This window comes from Pectobacterium atrosepticum (genome assembly GCA_019056595.1).
GTDB classification, from domain to species: Bacteria; Pseudomonadota; Gammaproteobacteria; order Enterobacterales; family Enterobacteriaceae; genus Pectobacterium; species Pectobacterium atrosepticum.
The window spans coordinates 1,748,355-1,762,152 of the sequence record CP036163.1 but is presented as its reverse complement, the minus strand read 5'-3'; the positions used below and the strand labels follow the sequence as shown (position 1 = coordinate 1,762,152).

General features: G+C 52.4%; 15 protein-coding genes. 12 read left to right on the top strand and 3 right to left on the bottom strand.

Annotated features, from left to right (window positions below; all coding sequences use genetic code 11):
* Positions 1 to 40 precede the first annotated feature (40 nt).
* From cobA to DCX48_08645, 5 genes are read left to right on the top strand one after another with little or no spacing between them, the layout of a single operon-like run.
* A complete protein-coding gene (gene cobA / locus DCX48_08665) occupies positions 41 to 1,483 on the top strand; it encodes a uroporphyrinogen-III C-methyltransferase (GenBank protein QXE14562.1) in 1,443 nt (480 codons plus the stop codon).
* A 9-nt stretch (positions 1,484 to 1,492) separates the two neighbouring features.
* Positions 1,493 to 2,401: a sulfate adenylyltransferase subunit CysD gene (gene cysD / locus DCX48_08660; protein QXE14561.1), complete on the top strand. Its 909-nt coding sequence runs from the start codon at positions 1,493 to 1,495 to the stop codon at positions 2,399 to 2,401.
* An 11-nt stretch (positions 2,402 to 2,412) separates the two neighbouring features.
* Positions 2,413 to 3,903 (top strand): sulfate adenylyltransferase subunit CysN, encoded by a 1,491-nt coding sequence (gene cysN, locus DCX48_08655; protein ID QXE14560.1) that lies wholly within the window; start codon positions 2,413 to 2,415, stop codon positions 3,901 to 3,903.
* A 1-nt stretch (position 3,904) separates the two neighbouring features.
* Positions 3,905 to 4,522 (top strand): adenylyl-sulfate kinase, encoded by a 618-nt coding sequence (gene cysC / locus DCX48_08650; protein ID QXE14559.1) that lies wholly within the window; start codon positions 3,905 to 3,907, stop codon positions 4,520 to 4,522.
* A 45-nt stretch (positions 4,523 to 4,567) separates the two neighbouring features.
* Positions 4,568 to 4,912, top strand: a complete 345-nt coding sequence (locus tag DCX48_08645; protein QXE14558.1) for a DUF3561 family protein — start codon at positions 4,568 to 4,570, stop codon at positions 4,910 to 4,912.
* 75 nt (positions 4,913 to 4,987) lie between these two features.
* On the opposite strand, the gene DCX48_08640 is transcribed toward DCX48_08645, so the two are convergent.
* From DCX48_08640 to DCX48_08630, 3 genes are all read right to left on the bottom strand, one after another.
* Complete coding sequence (locus DCX48_08640; GenBank protein ID QXE17191.1) at positions 4,988 to 5,710, bottom strand: amino acid ABC transporter ATP-binding protein; 723 nt, start codon at positions 5,708 to 5,710, stop codon at positions 4,988 to 4,990.
* On the bottom strand, positions 5,697 to 6,461 hold the full coding sequence (locus tag DCX48_08635; protein QXE14557.1) for an amino acid ABC transporter permease: 765 nt from the start codon (positions 6,459 to 6,461) through the stop codon (positions 5,697 to 5,699). Before DCX48_08635 ends, DCX48_08640 begins: the two co-directional genes overlap by 14 nt.
* 133 nt (positions 6,462 to 6,594) lie before the next feature.
* Positions 6,595 to 7,380 carry a basic amino acid ABC transporter substrate-binding protein gene (locus tag DCX48_08630; protein ID QXE14556.1) on the bottom strand — a complete coding sequence of 262 codons (786 nt, stop codon included), beginning with the start codon at positions 7,378 to 7,380 and terminating at the stop codon, positions 6,595 to 6,597.
* Positions 7,381 to 7,721: 341 nt separating this feature from the next.
* On the opposite strand from DCX48_08630, the gene ftsB reads away from it, so the two are divergent.
* The 7 genes from ftsB (at position 7,722) to rpoS (ending at position 13,757) form a co-directional block, all read left to right on the top strand.
* A complete protein-coding gene (gene ftsB, locus DCX48_08625) occupies positions 7,722 to 8,057 on the top strand; it encodes a cell division protein FtsB (GenBank protein QXE14555.1) in 336 nt (111 codons plus the stop codon).
* A gap of 3 nt (positions 8,058 to 8,060) precedes the next feature.
* Positions 8,061 to 8,774 carry a 2-C-methyl-D-erythritol 4-phosphate cytidylyltransferase gene (locus tag DCX48_08620; GenBank protein QXE14554.1) on the top strand — a complete coding sequence of 238 codons (714 nt, stop codon included), beginning with the start codon at positions 8,061 to 8,063 and terminating at the stop codon, positions 8,772 to 8,774.
* A 51-nt stretch (positions 8,775 to 8,825) separates the two neighbouring features.
* Positions 8,826 to 9,323, top strand: a complete 498-nt coding sequence (locus tag DCX48_08615; GenBank protein QXE14553.1) for a 2-C-methyl-D-erythritol 2,4-cyclodiphosphate synthase — start codon at positions 8,826 to 8,828, stop codon at positions 9,321 to 9,323.
* Positions 9,324 to 9,440: 117 nt separating this feature from the next.
* Complete coding sequence (gene truD / locus DCX48_08610) at positions 9,441 to 10,487, top strand: tRNA pseudouridine(13) synthase TruD (GenBank protein QXE17190.1); 1,047 nt, start codon at positions 9,441 to 9,443, stop codon at positions 10,485 to 10,487.
* Positions 10,488 to 10,625: 138 nt separating this feature from the next.
* Positions 10,626 to 11,252 carry a protein-L-isoaspartate(D-aspartate) O-methyltransferase gene (locus tag DCX48_08605; protein ID QXE14552.1) on the top strand — a complete coding sequence of 209 codons (627 nt, stop codon included), beginning with the start codon at positions 10,626 to 10,628 and terminating at the stop codon, positions 11,250 to 11,252.
* A gap of 424 nt (positions 11,253 to 11,676) precedes the next feature.
* A complete protein-coding gene (gene nlpD / locus DCX48_08600; protein ID QXE14551.1) occupies positions 11,677 to 12,711 on the top strand; it encodes a murein hydrolase activator NlpD in 1,035 nt (344 codons plus the stop codon).
* A 53-nt stretch (positions 12,712 to 12,764) separates the two neighbouring features.
* Positions 12,765 to 13,757, top strand: coding sequence for an RNA polymerase sigma factor RpoS (gene rpoS, locus DCX48_08595; protein QXE14550.1), 993 nt, complete (start codon positions 12,765 to 12,767; stop codon positions 13,755 to 13,757).
* Positions 13,758 to 13,798 lie beyond the last annotated feature (41 nt).

Below are 13,798 nucleotides of genomic sequence, written 5' to 3'. Positions count from 1 at the left end.
ATAGTCGCATTATCTACTTTTTTGCTTAGTTAAGGCGATTGTGAACTATCTCCCTATATTTGCCGATCTTCGTCAGCGTCCAGTATTGGTCGTTGGCGGTGGCGAGGTTGCTACGCGCAAAATCGATCTGCTCCAACGCGCGGGTGCGGAGGTAAAAATTGTCGCGTTAGCACTGGCGGAACCCTTGGCTGCACAGCATCAGGCTGGGCAGGTTGAATGGCTGGCGCAATCTTTTTCGCCGGAACTGTTATCCGGCGTGTTTCTGGTGATTGCAGCAACGGATGACGCCGAGCTGAATGCTGCGGTGTTTGAGGCGGCGAATCAGCGCCATTTGCTGGTAAACGTGGTGGACGATCAGCCGAAGTGCTCGTTTATTTTCCCTTCGATTGTCGACCGCTCTCCGCTGGTGGTGGCGATTTCCTCAGGGGGACAGGCACCGGTGCTGGCGCGGTTACTGCGTGAAAAACTGGAATCATTACTGCCTGCCAGCCTAGGCACGATGGCAGAAATCGCCGGAAGCTGGCGCGACAGAATTAAAACCCGGTTGCATTCCATGCCAGCACGCCGCCGTTTTTGGGAACGGCTGTTTGTCGGACGCTTTGCGTCGCTGGTTTCTGCCGGACAGTTGGATCAGGCCGAAGTCGAACTGCAACAGCAACTGGTTAATCAGCAAGACGAACAGCAACTGCCCGCCGCAGAACGAGGCGAAGTGGCACTGGTTGGTGCAGGCCCCGGTGATGCTGGGCTGCTTACGCTGCGCGGATTGCAGGTGATGCAGCAGGCGGATGTGGTGCTGTATGACCATCTGGTTAGCGCCGACGTGCTGGATTTGGTGCGCCGCGATGCCGAACGCATCTGCGTCGGGAAACGCGCCAGCACACACTCGCTGCCGCAGGGTGAGATTAATCAACTACTAGTGAAGCTGGCGCAGGAAGGCAAGCGGGTAGTGCGTCTAAAAGGCGGCGATCCCTTTATTTTTGGCCGCGGCGGCGAAGAGTTGCAGGCGGTGGCACAGGCAGGGATCACGTTTCAGGTGGTGCCCGGCGTGACGGCCGCAGCGGGCGTCACGGCGTATGCGGGGATCCCGTTGACGCACCGTGACTATGCACAGAGTGTGATTTTTATTACCGGACATTGTCGCCCCGATGGCGATTCGCTGGACTGGTCAACGCTGGCGCGTGGACGTCAGACGCTGGCGATTTATATGGGAACGATGAAGGCTGCGGAGATTTCACAGCAGCTTATCGCACATGGCCGCTCAGCGCAGACGCCTGTCGCGGTGATCAGCCGCGGCACCCGACACGATCAGCAGGTACAAATCGGTACGCTGCAAGAGTTAGAACATTTGGCACGGCAAGCACCGACACCGGCGCTGCTGGTGATTGGCGAGGTGGTGGATTTGCATCACCAGATTGCCTGGTTTGGTCAGACAACGCCGACGGTGCCGCAAGACAGCCGCCCAGCGGTAGTAAACTTGGCTTAAGGAAAGGGTATGGACGAGAAACGACTCACGCATTTACGGCAGCTTGAAGCCGAAAGCATTCACATCATCCGCGAAGTGGCGGCCGAGTTCGGTAACCCGGTGATGATGTACTCCATCGGCAAAGATTCTTCGGTGATGCTGCATCTGGCGCGCAAAGCATTCTATCCAGGATCGCTGCCTTTCCCGTTGCTGCATGTTGATACCGGTTGGAAATTTCGTGAAATGTACGAATTCCGTGACCATACGGCGAAAGCCTACGGCTGCGAACTGCTGGTGCACCGCAACCCACAGGGTGAAGCGTTGGGGATTAACCCCTTCGTGCATGGTAGCGCCAAGCATACCGATATCATGAAAACCGAAGGGCTGAAGCAGGCGCTGGATAAATACGGTTTTGATGCCGCGTTTGGCGGGGCGCGTCGCGATGAAGAGAAGTCGCGTGCCAAAGAGCGTATTTACTCCTTCCGTGACCGTTTCCACCGTTGGGATCCAAAGAACCAGCGCCCGGAACTATGGCACAACTACAACGGTCAGATTAACAAAGGCGAGAGCATTCGTGTTTTCCCGCTCTCCAACTGGACCGAGCTGGATATCTGGCAATATATCTATCTGGAAAACATCGATATTGTCCCGCTGTATCTGGCCGCGCCGCGTCCGGTGGTGGAGCGCGATGGCATGCTGCTGATGGTGGATGACGATCGCATCGATCTGCAACCGGGCGAAGTGATCGAACAACTTATGGTGCGCTTCCGTACGCTGGGCTGTTGGCCGCTGACCGGTGCGGTGGCATCGCATGCGCAGACGCTACCGGAAATCATCGAAGAGATGCTGGTTTCCACGACCAGTGAGCGTCAGGGAAGGGTAATTGACCGCGATCAGTCCGGTTCAATGGAGCTGAAAAAGCGTCAAGGGTATTTCTGAGGAATCGTCGAATGAGCCAAATTTCTTTAAAAGACACAGTTGCAGAAAATGCGGCTGAGAAAGATGCCGTCGTCATCAACGATGCGATTGCACGGCAGATCGCCGAGCAAGGCGGTGTAGAAGCGTATTTACACGCGCAGCAGGATAAAACGCTGCTGCGCTTCCTGACCTGTGGCAGCGTCGACGACGGAAAAAGTACGCTGATCGGCCGTTTGCTGCACGATACGCGCCAGATTTATGAAGATCAGCTCAGTACGCTGCACAATGACAGCAAGCGTATCGGGACGCAGGGCGAAAAGCTGGATTTAGCGCTGCTGGTCGATGGGCTTCAGGCCGAACGCGAGCAGGGCATCACGATTGACGTCGCGTACCGCTATTTCTCGACGGAAAAACGCAAATTCATCATCGCCGATACGCCGGGACACGAGCAATACACCCGCAACATGGCAACCGGCGCATCGACCTGTGAGCTGGCGATTCTGCTGATTGATGCGCGTAAAGGCGTATTGGATCAAACCCGTCGTCACAGCTTTATCGCGACCCTGCTGGGTATTCGCGATCTGGTGGTGGCAGTGAACAAAATGGATTTAGTGGATTATCAGCAAACGGTATTTGAACAGTTTAAGCAGGATTATCTGGATTTTGCCCAGCAACTGCCAGCTGACCTGAATATTACCTTTGTGCCGATTTCCGCATTGGATGGCGACAATGTCGCGACGCCAAGCACGACGATGGGCTGGTATACCGGACCAACGTTGCTGGATGTGCTGGAAACGGTCAATGTGGCGCAGCGCACGCTGGAACAGCCAATGCGCTTTCCGGTGCAATACGTCAACCGCCCGAATCTGGATTTCCGCGGTTACGCTGGCACGCTGGCATCCGGCATGATCCGCGTCGGACAGCGGGTTAAAGTGCTGCCGTCCGGCGTCGAATCTACCATCAGCCGAATTGTGACCTTTGACGGCGATTTGCCGCAGGCGCAGGCGGGTGAAGCGATTACGCTGGTGCTGGCGGACGAGGTTGATATCAGCCGCGGTGACCTGCTGGTCGACAGCAGCGAATCGCTGAAAGCGGTGCAGCATGCGTTAGTGGATGTCGTCTGGATGGCAGAACAGCCGCTGGTGCCGGGACAAAGCTACGACATCAAGATTGGCGGTAAGAAAACGCGTGCTCGGGTCGAGAATATTCAGTATCAGGTTGAGATCAATACGCTGACGCAGCGCGTCGCGGAAAACTTGCCTCTGAATGGCATCGGTTCGATTGAGCTGGTTTTTGATGAACCGCTGGTACTGGACAATTACCAGCATAATGCGGTGACGGGTGGAATGATCTTTATCGATCGTCTGAGCAATGTCACGGTCGGCGCTGGTTTGGTACGGGAACCTATCGAACAGGTGTATCAGGAGCCAGGCGCGTATGGCGCGTTTGAGCTGGAACTGAATGCACTGGTACGTCGCCACTTCCCGCATTGGGGTGCGCGCGATCTGCTGGGAGGCAAATAACGTGTCTTTACGTCACTCGCCAACTGACGATAACGTCGTCTGGCATGCGCACAATGTCACCCGTGAGTCGCGCGAAAAACTGCGTGGCCATCAGGGCGTCGTTATCTGGTTTACCGGGTTGTCTGGATCCGGTAAATCCACGCTGGCGGGGGCGCTGGAGCAAGCGCTGCACCAGCGTGGCGTCAGCACCTACCTGCTGGATGGCGACAACGTCCGGCACGGGCTGTGCCGGGATCTGGGCTTCACCGACGACGATCGGCGCGAGAACATCCGCCGCGTGGGTGAAGTTGCCAAGCTGATGGTCGATGCTGGTCTGGTGGTTCTGACTGCGTTTATCTCGCCGCATCGTGCCGAGCGTAAAATGGTGCAGGATTTACTGGGCGAAGGGCAGTTTATCGAAGTCTTCGTGGATACGCCGTTAGCGACCTGTGAAGCGCGCGACCCTAAAGGGTTGTACAAAAAAGCCCGTGCGGGGGAACTGCGTAATTTCACGGGGATCGACTCGGCGTATGAAGCGCCGGAAGCGCCGGATAGTCATCTGGATGGCGAACAATTCGTAACAAATTTGACAGGCCAATTGTTAGAGCTGCTTGGCAAGCGAGCTATTATCAAGCTCTGATGTCCCCGCTTTTTTCACCGCGCTGTTGGGTGATGCAGGGGAAGAATGGGAAAGAATATGCAAAATGCCACGCAGTTAACGATTAGCAAGACTCGGCCAGCGCAAGAAGAGGATGACGGCGTTTCCTACCTGTTTATGGGGGCGGTAACGGGGTTCTCCTTTTATTGGTTGGCTTTTAGCATCCCCTTTCTGGTATATGGCTCTAATACCACGTTTTTCTTCATGCTTTACACGTGGCCGTTCTTTCTGGCGCTGATGCCGTTTTCGGTGCTGGTTGGCGTCGGATTTAGCTTTCTGCTGAGAGGCTATCTTTTTTATACGCTCTTTGCGACGGGACTGACGGTGGTGTGTTTATTCTGGATGGTGTTTTCTTTTCTGACCGGGTGGTAAAAGAAAGGCGGTAAGGGGAAAGGCTGCCAGCGCGGAAGAGGCTGACAGCCCGTTATTTTACAGCATTCAAACTATTTACAGGATCTTGCTCAAGAAAGCCTGCGTGCGCGGGTTACTTGGATGAGTAAAGATCGCCTCTGGCGTTCCCTGTTCCTGAATAATTCCCTGATCGATAAAGATCACTCTATCAGCCACTTCTCTGGCAAATGCCATTTCATGGGTCACGATGACCATCGTCATGCCTTCGTTCGCCAGCGTTTTCATGACGGCCAAGACTTCGCCAACCAGCTCTGGGTCTAATGCAGATGTGGGTTCATCGAACAGCATGATCGCCGGTTCCATCGCTAACGCACGGGCAATGGCAACACGCTGTTGCTGACCACCGGACAGGCTGTTCGGCCAGGCATCGATTTTATCCAGCAACCCGACCTTGCTGAGCAACGCTTTAGCACGTTCAACGGCTTGTGTGCGGGATAATTTCTTCACTCCCATCGGGGCCATAATCACATTTTCCAACACCGTCATGTGTGGGAACAGATTGAAGCGCTGAAACACCATCCCGACGCTTTCACGCATACGGTTGATATCGGTTTTCTGATCGTGAATGGCAAAGCCGTTGACCGTAATCTCACCCGCCGACAGCGTCTCGAGTGCGTTGATACAACGCAGAAAGGTACTTTTTCCTGAGCCGGATGGGCCAATCAGACAGAGTACTTCCTGAGGCGCGATATCACAGGAAATACCACGCAGGACATGGGTATCACCAAACTGTTTTTGCAGGTTATTAACGTGAATCACTTTTGCCAAACCTCATTTCCATGTGCCGCACCAGCAGCGAGAGCAGGAAAGTAATAACCCAATAGACGATAGAGATCGCCAGGTAGGGTTCCCAGTACGTGGCGTAAGCCCCTGATACCGTACGAGCGGCATAGGCGAGATCCGCCAATCCGATTGCCGAAGCCAGCGATGAATCTTTCACAATGGCGATGGCGTTATTACCCAGCGGCGGCAGCATACGGCGAAAAGCCTGTGGCAGGATCACTTTCCGCATGGTGCGGCCATAGCTCATGCCGAGAGAGCGTGAAGCCTCCATCTGACCGCGATCGATAGATTGAATACCGGCGCGGAATATCTCGGAGACATAGGCACCCGCATTCAGCGTAATGGCCACTACGCAGGAGAGGAACGCACCGTAATCTGAGCGTAATGTGCGGGCAAAATCGACCGACATAATATTGCTGGTCACCAGCAACCCGTCACGCGGGTTGATTAACAGCGGCACCAGAGCGAAGTGCACCACCATGATTTGCACAAATAGTGGCGTACCCCGAAAGGCGCTGATATAGATCCGCACCGGCCATTGAATGCCGTAGTGCAGTATATATTTCCACGGCCCGTGCGGCGCCTGCGCTAAGCGGCCTAATCCGAGCGTTAATCCCCAGCAGGTGCCAAGAATGACACAAATAATGGTGCATTTGATGGTCATCCAGGTGCCTTCCATAAATAGCGGGGCGTACTCCTGAATGATCTCCCAACGAAATCCCGTCAAGATCGTTTCCTTTTTTAAATCGGCTAACGTAATGGTTTTTATAAATTAAACCGGACAGGCTAGCTGTCCGGTTGATGCGACGTCTCACATGAGGCGATTGAGACCAAGAGAGGTACGCGGCGTATTGCAGGCGTTATTCTGCGGGTAAAGTCGGCACATTGTTATCAAACCAGGTTTGATAGATCTTGGCGTAGGTGCCATCAGCAACGATTTTTTTCAGACCGGCGTTAATCTTCTCGCGCAGTTTATCGTTGCCTTTCGCTACGGCGATCCCGAAATACTGACGTTCGAATTTGGCATCAGAAACCAGGTTGAACTGTTTTTCAGGGTGAGTCTTAATGTAAAACTTCACCACGCCCACATCGCCAACCGCAGCACCCACACCATCTTCATACAGCTCTTGTAACATTAACGGGGTGTTATCAAAGCGCTTAATCGATGTACTGTTTTTGCCTAATACGTCGGAGACCACGATATCGGCGGTACTGGAGTTTACGACACCCACTTTGTGATCTTTCAGCGCGGCAATTGAGTCGATCGTCGACCCTTTAGGAATCACGATGGACTGTTCGGCAGGGAAATAAGGCGCGGAGAAATCGACCATTTGCTTACGTTTGTCGGTAATCGTGATACCGGAGATAATAATGTCGCGGTCACCGGAGTTCAGGGTCGCGAAGATGCCTTCCCACGGCGTATTGATCAGCTTGATATTAAAATTCTCCGCTTTGGCGATCGCTTTAATAATATCAATATCAAAACCTTCCAACTGTTTCTGCGCATTTTCAAACTCAAATGGGCGATAGGTTCCGCCAGAGCCGACAACGTAAGTAGGTTCAGCGGCGAAGGTGCTCGTTGATAGTACGGTGGTGGATAGTGCGGTTGCGAAGAGCGCACCAACGCATAACAGTTTTTTGAACATGGTTTTCTCCTGGTTTAAATGTAAAATTTTCTTTTTTTATGCACTTTGTATGCATAAAAATACACAGATAGCATTAATGGTTCAACTGACGTTTTTCCTATGTCGATTTTACCCTGCGGGCTCCTGCTCGCTTTCGTCCTCTAAGAACGGTGGCGGTCGTAGCAAGCAAGAGGGGATGAATAGATGACGCGAGTGCTGCTTGGAAGTGCATTGGGTGTGATTTTCTGCCCTAAATATCCCCATTTGGGCATGCTGCAGGGTGAATATTGCCTCCCACTGCCGGACACAGTGGAGTCAAAACAAAAGTTATGGGATGATTAGGCGGTTTTTCAGGGGGCCGGATGGGAAAGCTTACGCTGTTATTATTGATATTGCTTGGCTGGCTTCAGTACTCACTGTGGCTGGGCAAGAATGGCATTCATGATTATGTTCGGGTGAAGGATGATGTTGTTGTCCAGCAGGGGAACAATGCCAAATTAAAAGACCGTAACGAACAACTGTTTGCCGAAATTGATGACCTCAATGGCGGACAGGAAGCGATTGAAGAGCGCGCACGCAATGAGCTGGGCATGATCAAACCCGGCGAAAGTTTCTATCGTTTGGTGCCAGAATCGAACCACCGTAACGCGAATACGCCTTCATCTACTAATACTTCATCCAACAATACACAACGTTGACGCATGCAGATATCGAGCCTTTCCCCGCCTGAAATTGTTGCTGTTTTGCCCGCTGCGGGTAACGGCAGCCGGATGCAAAACGATCGTCCTAAGCAATATCTGACGATTGGCAATGATGCAACCGGCCATAAAACCATTCTTGAACATACCATCGACGCGCTCTTACGCCATTCACGAGTACAGCGTGTCGTCGTTGTTATCAGTCCAGATGACACATTCTTTCATACTCTGGCGATTGCCAACGATCCCCGTATTTGTGCCGTAACGGGCGGGAAACTGCGTGCGGATTCCGTGCTGGCTGGGTTGGCTGTCGTTGCCGATAGCGCGTGGGCGTTGGTGCATGACGCGGCGCGTCCGTGCCTGCATCAGGACGATCTGACGCGCTTGCTGGCGATTGTCGAACAGAGTGATGTCGGTGGAATTCTGGCCGCGCCGGTTCGTGATACCATGAAGCGCAGTACGGACGGGTTTATCGATCGCACGGTAGAACGTAACGATTTGTGGCATGCGTTGACGCCGCAGCTTTTTCCTGCGGCACTGCTGAAACAGTGTCTGCAACGTGCGCTTCAGGATGGTGTTGCCGTCACAGATGAAGCCTCCGCACTGGAATATTGTGGCTATCGCCCGCAAATTATCAGCGGACGTTCAGATAATATAAAAGTCACGCGCCCAGAGGATTTGGCATTAGCTGAATTCTATTTAACCCGTTTGCAGTAATCTCATTTTACTCGCTAAATTTATTCGCTAAATACATAAGGAGAACGCGCGATGCGTATCGGTCACGGTTTTGATGTCCATAAGTTCGGTGGAGAAGGTCCGCTGGTGATCGGTGGCGTGCGAATTCCTTATACTCAAGGTTTGCTGGCGCATTCCGATGGGGATGTGGTGCTGCATGCGGTGACCGATGCCCTGTTGGGAGCTGCTGCGCTGGGCGATATTGGTAAGTTGTTCCCCGATACCGATCCGGCCTTTAAAGGTGCGGACAGCCGTGGCCTGTTGCGTGAAGCCTGGCGGCGTATCAATGACAAAGGCTATCAGCTAGGCAATCTGGACGTCACGATTATTGCGCAGGCGCCGAAAATGGCACCGCACATCCCGCAAATGCGCGTGAATCTGGCGGAAGATTTACAGTGCCATATGGACGACGTCAATGTGAAAGCGACCACGACAGAACAACTGGGTTTTACCGGTCGTGGTGAAGGTATTGCCTGCGAAGCCGTTGCCTTACTCGTGAAAAAAGAAACAGGCGAAATTGTCGCGTGGTAAGCCGTTTTTTATAAGTAATGTATTATCAACAATACCTTATCAATAATAGAAAATTAACAGTATAAGAAACAATGTCATGATCGTGCGTCATCCGGTCATGTACCTTGTAGGATAATGATGGAAAATAGCGAACAACTCGTCTGGCTGCACGGTGAACCACAGGCTACCGGCTCATTAAAATCCACTGCGGAAGACTTTCTGGTGGTGGAAGATCTGGGGTTTCAACCAGATGGAGATGGTGAGCAGGTCTTGGTACGCGTACGTAAGCGCGGCTGCAATACGCAATTTGTGGCCGAGATGCTGGCGAAATTTGCTCGTCTACCGCTACGTGCCGTCAGCTACGCAGGCCTGAAAGATCGCCATGCCGTCACAGAACAGTGGTTTTGCCTGCACATGCCGGGAAAAGAGACGCCAGATTTCTCCTCGCTGGAACTGGAAGGCTGTGACGTGCTTGAGGTTATCCGCCACCGCCGCAAGCTGCGGATCGGTACGCTGCGGGGTAACCATTTTGCTTTGGTGTTACGTCAGGTGAGTGACCGGAACGAGGTCGACGCCCGTTTAGCGCAGATCGCTGCGAGCGGTGTTCCTAATTATTTCGGTAGCCAGCGTTTCGGACGAAACGGAAATAATCTTGAGCAGGCTCGTCTTTGGGCCAATAACGATATTCGAGTGAAAGAACGCAGTAAGCGTAGTTTTTATCTTTCCGCCAGCCGCAGTGCGATGTTTAATCAGGTTGCCAGCGCACGACTGGCGGGACAGCAAGCGAAAACAGTTTTGTGTGGTGATGCATTGCAGCTGACAGGACGCGGCAGTTGGTTTGTTGCTAAAGCGGATGAACTGGAAACCTTGCAGGTGCGCCTTGACGCTGGCGAGCTCCAGATTACCGCGCCGCTGCCCGGAGAGGGTGAACTGGGCACGCAGGATGACGCACTAGCATTTGAAGAACAGGCGTTGACCGGGCAAGAAACGCTATGGTCTTTGGTCAAGCGTGAGCGGGTCGAGCCGGCTCGGCGTGCTGTGCTGCTATATCCGCAGCAGATGCAATGGGAATGGCAGGATGACGTGACGGTGGCAGTGAAGTTCTGGCTACCTGCTGGCAGTTTTGCAACCAGCGTGGTGCGTGAAGTGCTGCATTCATCGCAGGATACCGATATCGGTGCTTGATGTGCAGCAGCGTTTTTTTAGAAAATAGTTGAAGAGAATTAATGCTGGCAACCGTGCAATCGCGGCGGCTGGCTTATCCCTGTGCGGGAAAATTGCTGTATTGGTGACGAGGTTAACCAGAGCTGAGGTCGGCGGGGAATGGTAAACAAACGTATAGAAACGTTGTTGGCGCAGTTGCGCCAACAGGGCATTGAGGACGAACGTCTGCTTACGGCGATAGAAGCCGTACCCAGAGAACGTTTTGTTGACGAAGCTTTCGAGCATAAAGCGTATGAAAACACCGCTCTGCCTATCGGTTCCGGTCAGACTATCTCGCAACCCTATATGGTCGCGAAGATGACGGAACTGCTTAACTTGACACCCGAATCCCGCGTGTTGGAGATTGGTACCGGTTCAGGTTATCAAACGGCGATTTTAGCGCATTTGGTTCGACACGTTTGCTCAGTTGAGCGTATTAAAGGGCTGCAATGGCAGGCTAAACGTCGCTTAAAGCAGCTTGATTTGCACAATGTTTCTACCCGCCATGGGGATGGGTGGCAGGGCTGGGCGTCGCGTGGGCCGTTTGATGCCATTATCGTTACGGCGGCACCGCCGGAAATTCCTCAGGCGCTGCTGGAACAGCTTGATGAGGGCGGAGTGATGGTGTTGCCTGTCGGGGAACAGTCGCAAATACTGCAGGTCGTTCAGCGCCATGCTGGTGAATTTATTATTAAAACGGTTGAAGCAGTTCGGTTTGTTCCTCTGGTCAAAGGGGAATTAGCCTGATACCGTTGGCAGCGATATGCATGTTTTGTTAAGTCTTTAAAATTTCAATACAACTGTTTTATGGTGCGAACGTGTTGATATTGTTAGCATCTAATCATCGTGGTGCCTCTCCCGTTTTGCTTATGCGCCAGCGATGGCGAAGTAGCGATCTTTCTCGTTCCAGCTAACGAAAAAAATACCGGATATCGTTTACGCTACAATCATTTACGCTACGGTCAGTTAGGCTACGATTAGTTAAGTTACAGCGGATGCAAGGCACACATGTCCGGATTGAGTTCTGGATACGACTGTTTTTTGAATGTTATATACCCTAAATAATTCGAGTTGCAGGCAGGTGGTGAAGGAAAGCCAACATAATGCGGCCTAGAAGTCTGGCGGGTATAGTTACTTTTTTGAACGCTATAGGTATAGGGGAGTAAGGCGCATGGGAAGCCGAATGATGAATTTGCGTCACATTGCTGCGTGTATGGTGATTGTCTTAGGGGGGGCTGGATGCTCCAACAATAATTCCAAGTCCGCGCCGATCAGCAGCGTTGACGGAAATACGGGCAGCCGAGGGGGAATGTTATCTGCGCCACCATCACGCATTTCAACGGCGGGTGAAAGTGTTGCATCTACGTCCGAAGGCCGAATTGTTTACAATCGCAGCTACGGTAATATTCCGAAAGGCAGCTACAGCGGCGGCAATGCTTATACCGTTAAACGGGGCGATACCCTGTTTTATATCGCCTGGATTACCGGCAATGACTACCGGGATTTGGCGCAGCGCAATAATATTCCTGAGCCGTATAGCCTGAATGTCGGGCAATCACTGAGTTTAGGCAGCGGCTCTGGCAACAACGCTTCTGGCGGTGGCATGATGAGCGGTGGTGGAATGTTGGCAACAACGGATGCGACCCGAGGTGGAGTACCAACGCCGCCATCAAGTGCTCAAATACAAACTACATCGGTTGATTCTCAGTCAACTAATGCGTATTCTGGTAATCAGGGTAAACAGAATGTAGGTAAGATGTTACCTACAGCAGGGGCAACAACTACCGCTCCTGTTTCCGCACCAGCGGCTGTTGCTAGCAGCAATACGGCTGCTGTCAGCAGTTGGCGTTGGCCTACCGATGGGAAAGTCATAGATAGTTTCTCCGATTCCGAAGGGGGAAATAAAGGGATTGATATCGCCGGCTCACGTGGGCAACCGATCACCGCAACTGCCAATGGGCGTGTGGTGTATGCGGGCAATGCGCTACGTGGTTACGGAAATCTGATAATCATCAAGCATAATGATGACTACCTCAGTGCCTATGCCCATAACGATACGATGCTAGTCCGTGAACAACAAGATGTCACGGCAGGACAAAAAATCGCTACGATGGGCAGTACAGGCACCAGCTCAGTTCGCTTGCACTTTGAAATTCGTTACAAGGGGAAATCCGTAAACCCGCTGCGTTTTCTGCCGCAGCGATAAATCGGGCAGAGTATTTAGGTATTCTGCCAAGGGATCACGGGTAGGAGCCACTTATGAGCCAAAGTACGCTGAAAGTTAACGAGTTACATGAAGATACCGATTTCGAAGAAAATGGACTTGACGTTTTTGACGATAAAGCGCTGGCAGAGGAAGATACCAATGATAATGACTCGGCGGAAGACGAGCTATTATCGCAAGGGGTCCCACAGCGTGTCCTGGACGCAACACAGCTCTATTTGGGAGAGATTGGCTATTCGCCGCTTTTAACCGCAGAAGAAGAAGTTTATTTTGCCCGACGCGCGTTGCGTGGCGATGTCCCATCGCGCCGACGGATGATCGAGAGTAACCTGCGGCTGGTGGTGAAAATTGCCCGCCGTTACAACAATCGTGGTCTGGCGTTGCTGGACCTGATTGAAGAGGGTAACCTTGGTCTGATCCGTGCGGTTGAAAAATTCGATCCAGAAAGAGGATTCCGTTTTTCAACCTACGCTACCTGGTGGATTCGACAGACGATAGAGCGGGCGATCATGAATCAAACCCGCACCATCCGTTTACCTATTCACATTGTCAAAGAACTCAACGTTTACCTGCGTACCGCGCGCGAGTTGTCTCATAAACTGGACCACGAGCCGAGTGCGGAAGAAATTGCCGAACAGCTTGATAAACCTGTTGATGACGTCAACCGCATGCTGCGCTTGAATGAACGTATTACTTCCGTCGATACCCCGCTGGGTGGTGATTCGGAGAAAGCGCTGCTGGATATTCTGGCAGACGAAAAAGACAACGGACCTGAAGACACCACGCAGGATAACGATATGAAACAGAATATCGTTAAATGGTTGTTTGAGCTTAACGCCAAGCAGCGTGAAGTGTTGGCGCGTCGTTTCGGCCTGTTAGGGTATGAAGCGGCTACGCTGGAAGATGTGGGTCGTGAAATCGGCTTAACGCGTGAACGTGTTCGTCAGATTCAGGTTGAAGGCTTACGCCGCCTGCGGGAAATTTTGCAGGTTCAGGGTTTGAGCATTGAAGAACTGTTTCGTGAATAATTCGTAACGAGTTACTGATGTCTTGAAATAAAAAATGGTGG

Excerpts from the sequence above, each read along its gene's own strand:
- cysD (QXE14561.1), top strand. The coding sequence starts at position 1,493 with ATGGACGAGAAACGACTCACGCATTTACGGCAGCTTGAAGCCGAAAGC.
- cysN (QXE14560.1), top strand. The coding sequence starts at position 2,413 with ATGAGCCAAATTTCTTTAAAAGACACAGTTGCAGAAAATGCGGCTGAG.
- DCX48_08645 (QXE14558.1), top strand. The coding sequence starts at position 4,568 with ATGGGAAAGAATATGCAAAATGCCACGCAGTTAACGATTAGCAAGACT.
- DCX48_08630 (QXE14556.1), bottom strand. The coding sequence starts at position 7,380 with ATGTTCAAAAAACTGTTATGCGTTGGTGCGCTCTTCGCAACCGCACTA.
- ftsB (QXE14555.1), top strand. The coding sequence starts at position 7,722 with ATGGGAAAGCTTACGCTGTTATTATTGATATTGCTTGGCTGGCTTCAG.
- DCX48_08620 (QXE14554.1), top strand. The coding sequence starts at position 8,061 with ATGCAGATATCGAGCCTTTCCCCGCCTGAAATTGTTGCTGTTTTGCCC.
- DCX48_08615 (QXE14553.1), top strand. The coding sequence starts at position 8,826 with ATGCGTATCGGTCACGGTTTTGATGTCCATAAGTTCGGTGGAGAAGGT.
- truD (QXE17190.1), top strand. The coding sequence starts at position 9,441 with ATGGAAAATAGCGAACAACTCGTCTGGCTGCACGGTGAACCACAGGCT.
- DCX48_08605 (QXE14552.1), top strand. The coding sequence starts at position 10,626 with ATGGTAAACAAACGTATAGAAACGTTGTTGGCGCAGTTGCGCCAACAG.
- nlpD (QXE14551.1), top strand. The coding sequence starts at position 11,677 with ATGGGAAGCCGAATGATGAATTTGCGTCACATTGCTGCGTGTATGGTG.
- rpoS (QXE14550.1), top strand. The coding sequence starts at position 12,765 with ATGAGCCAAAGTACGCTGAAAGTTAACGAGTTACATGAAGATACCGAT.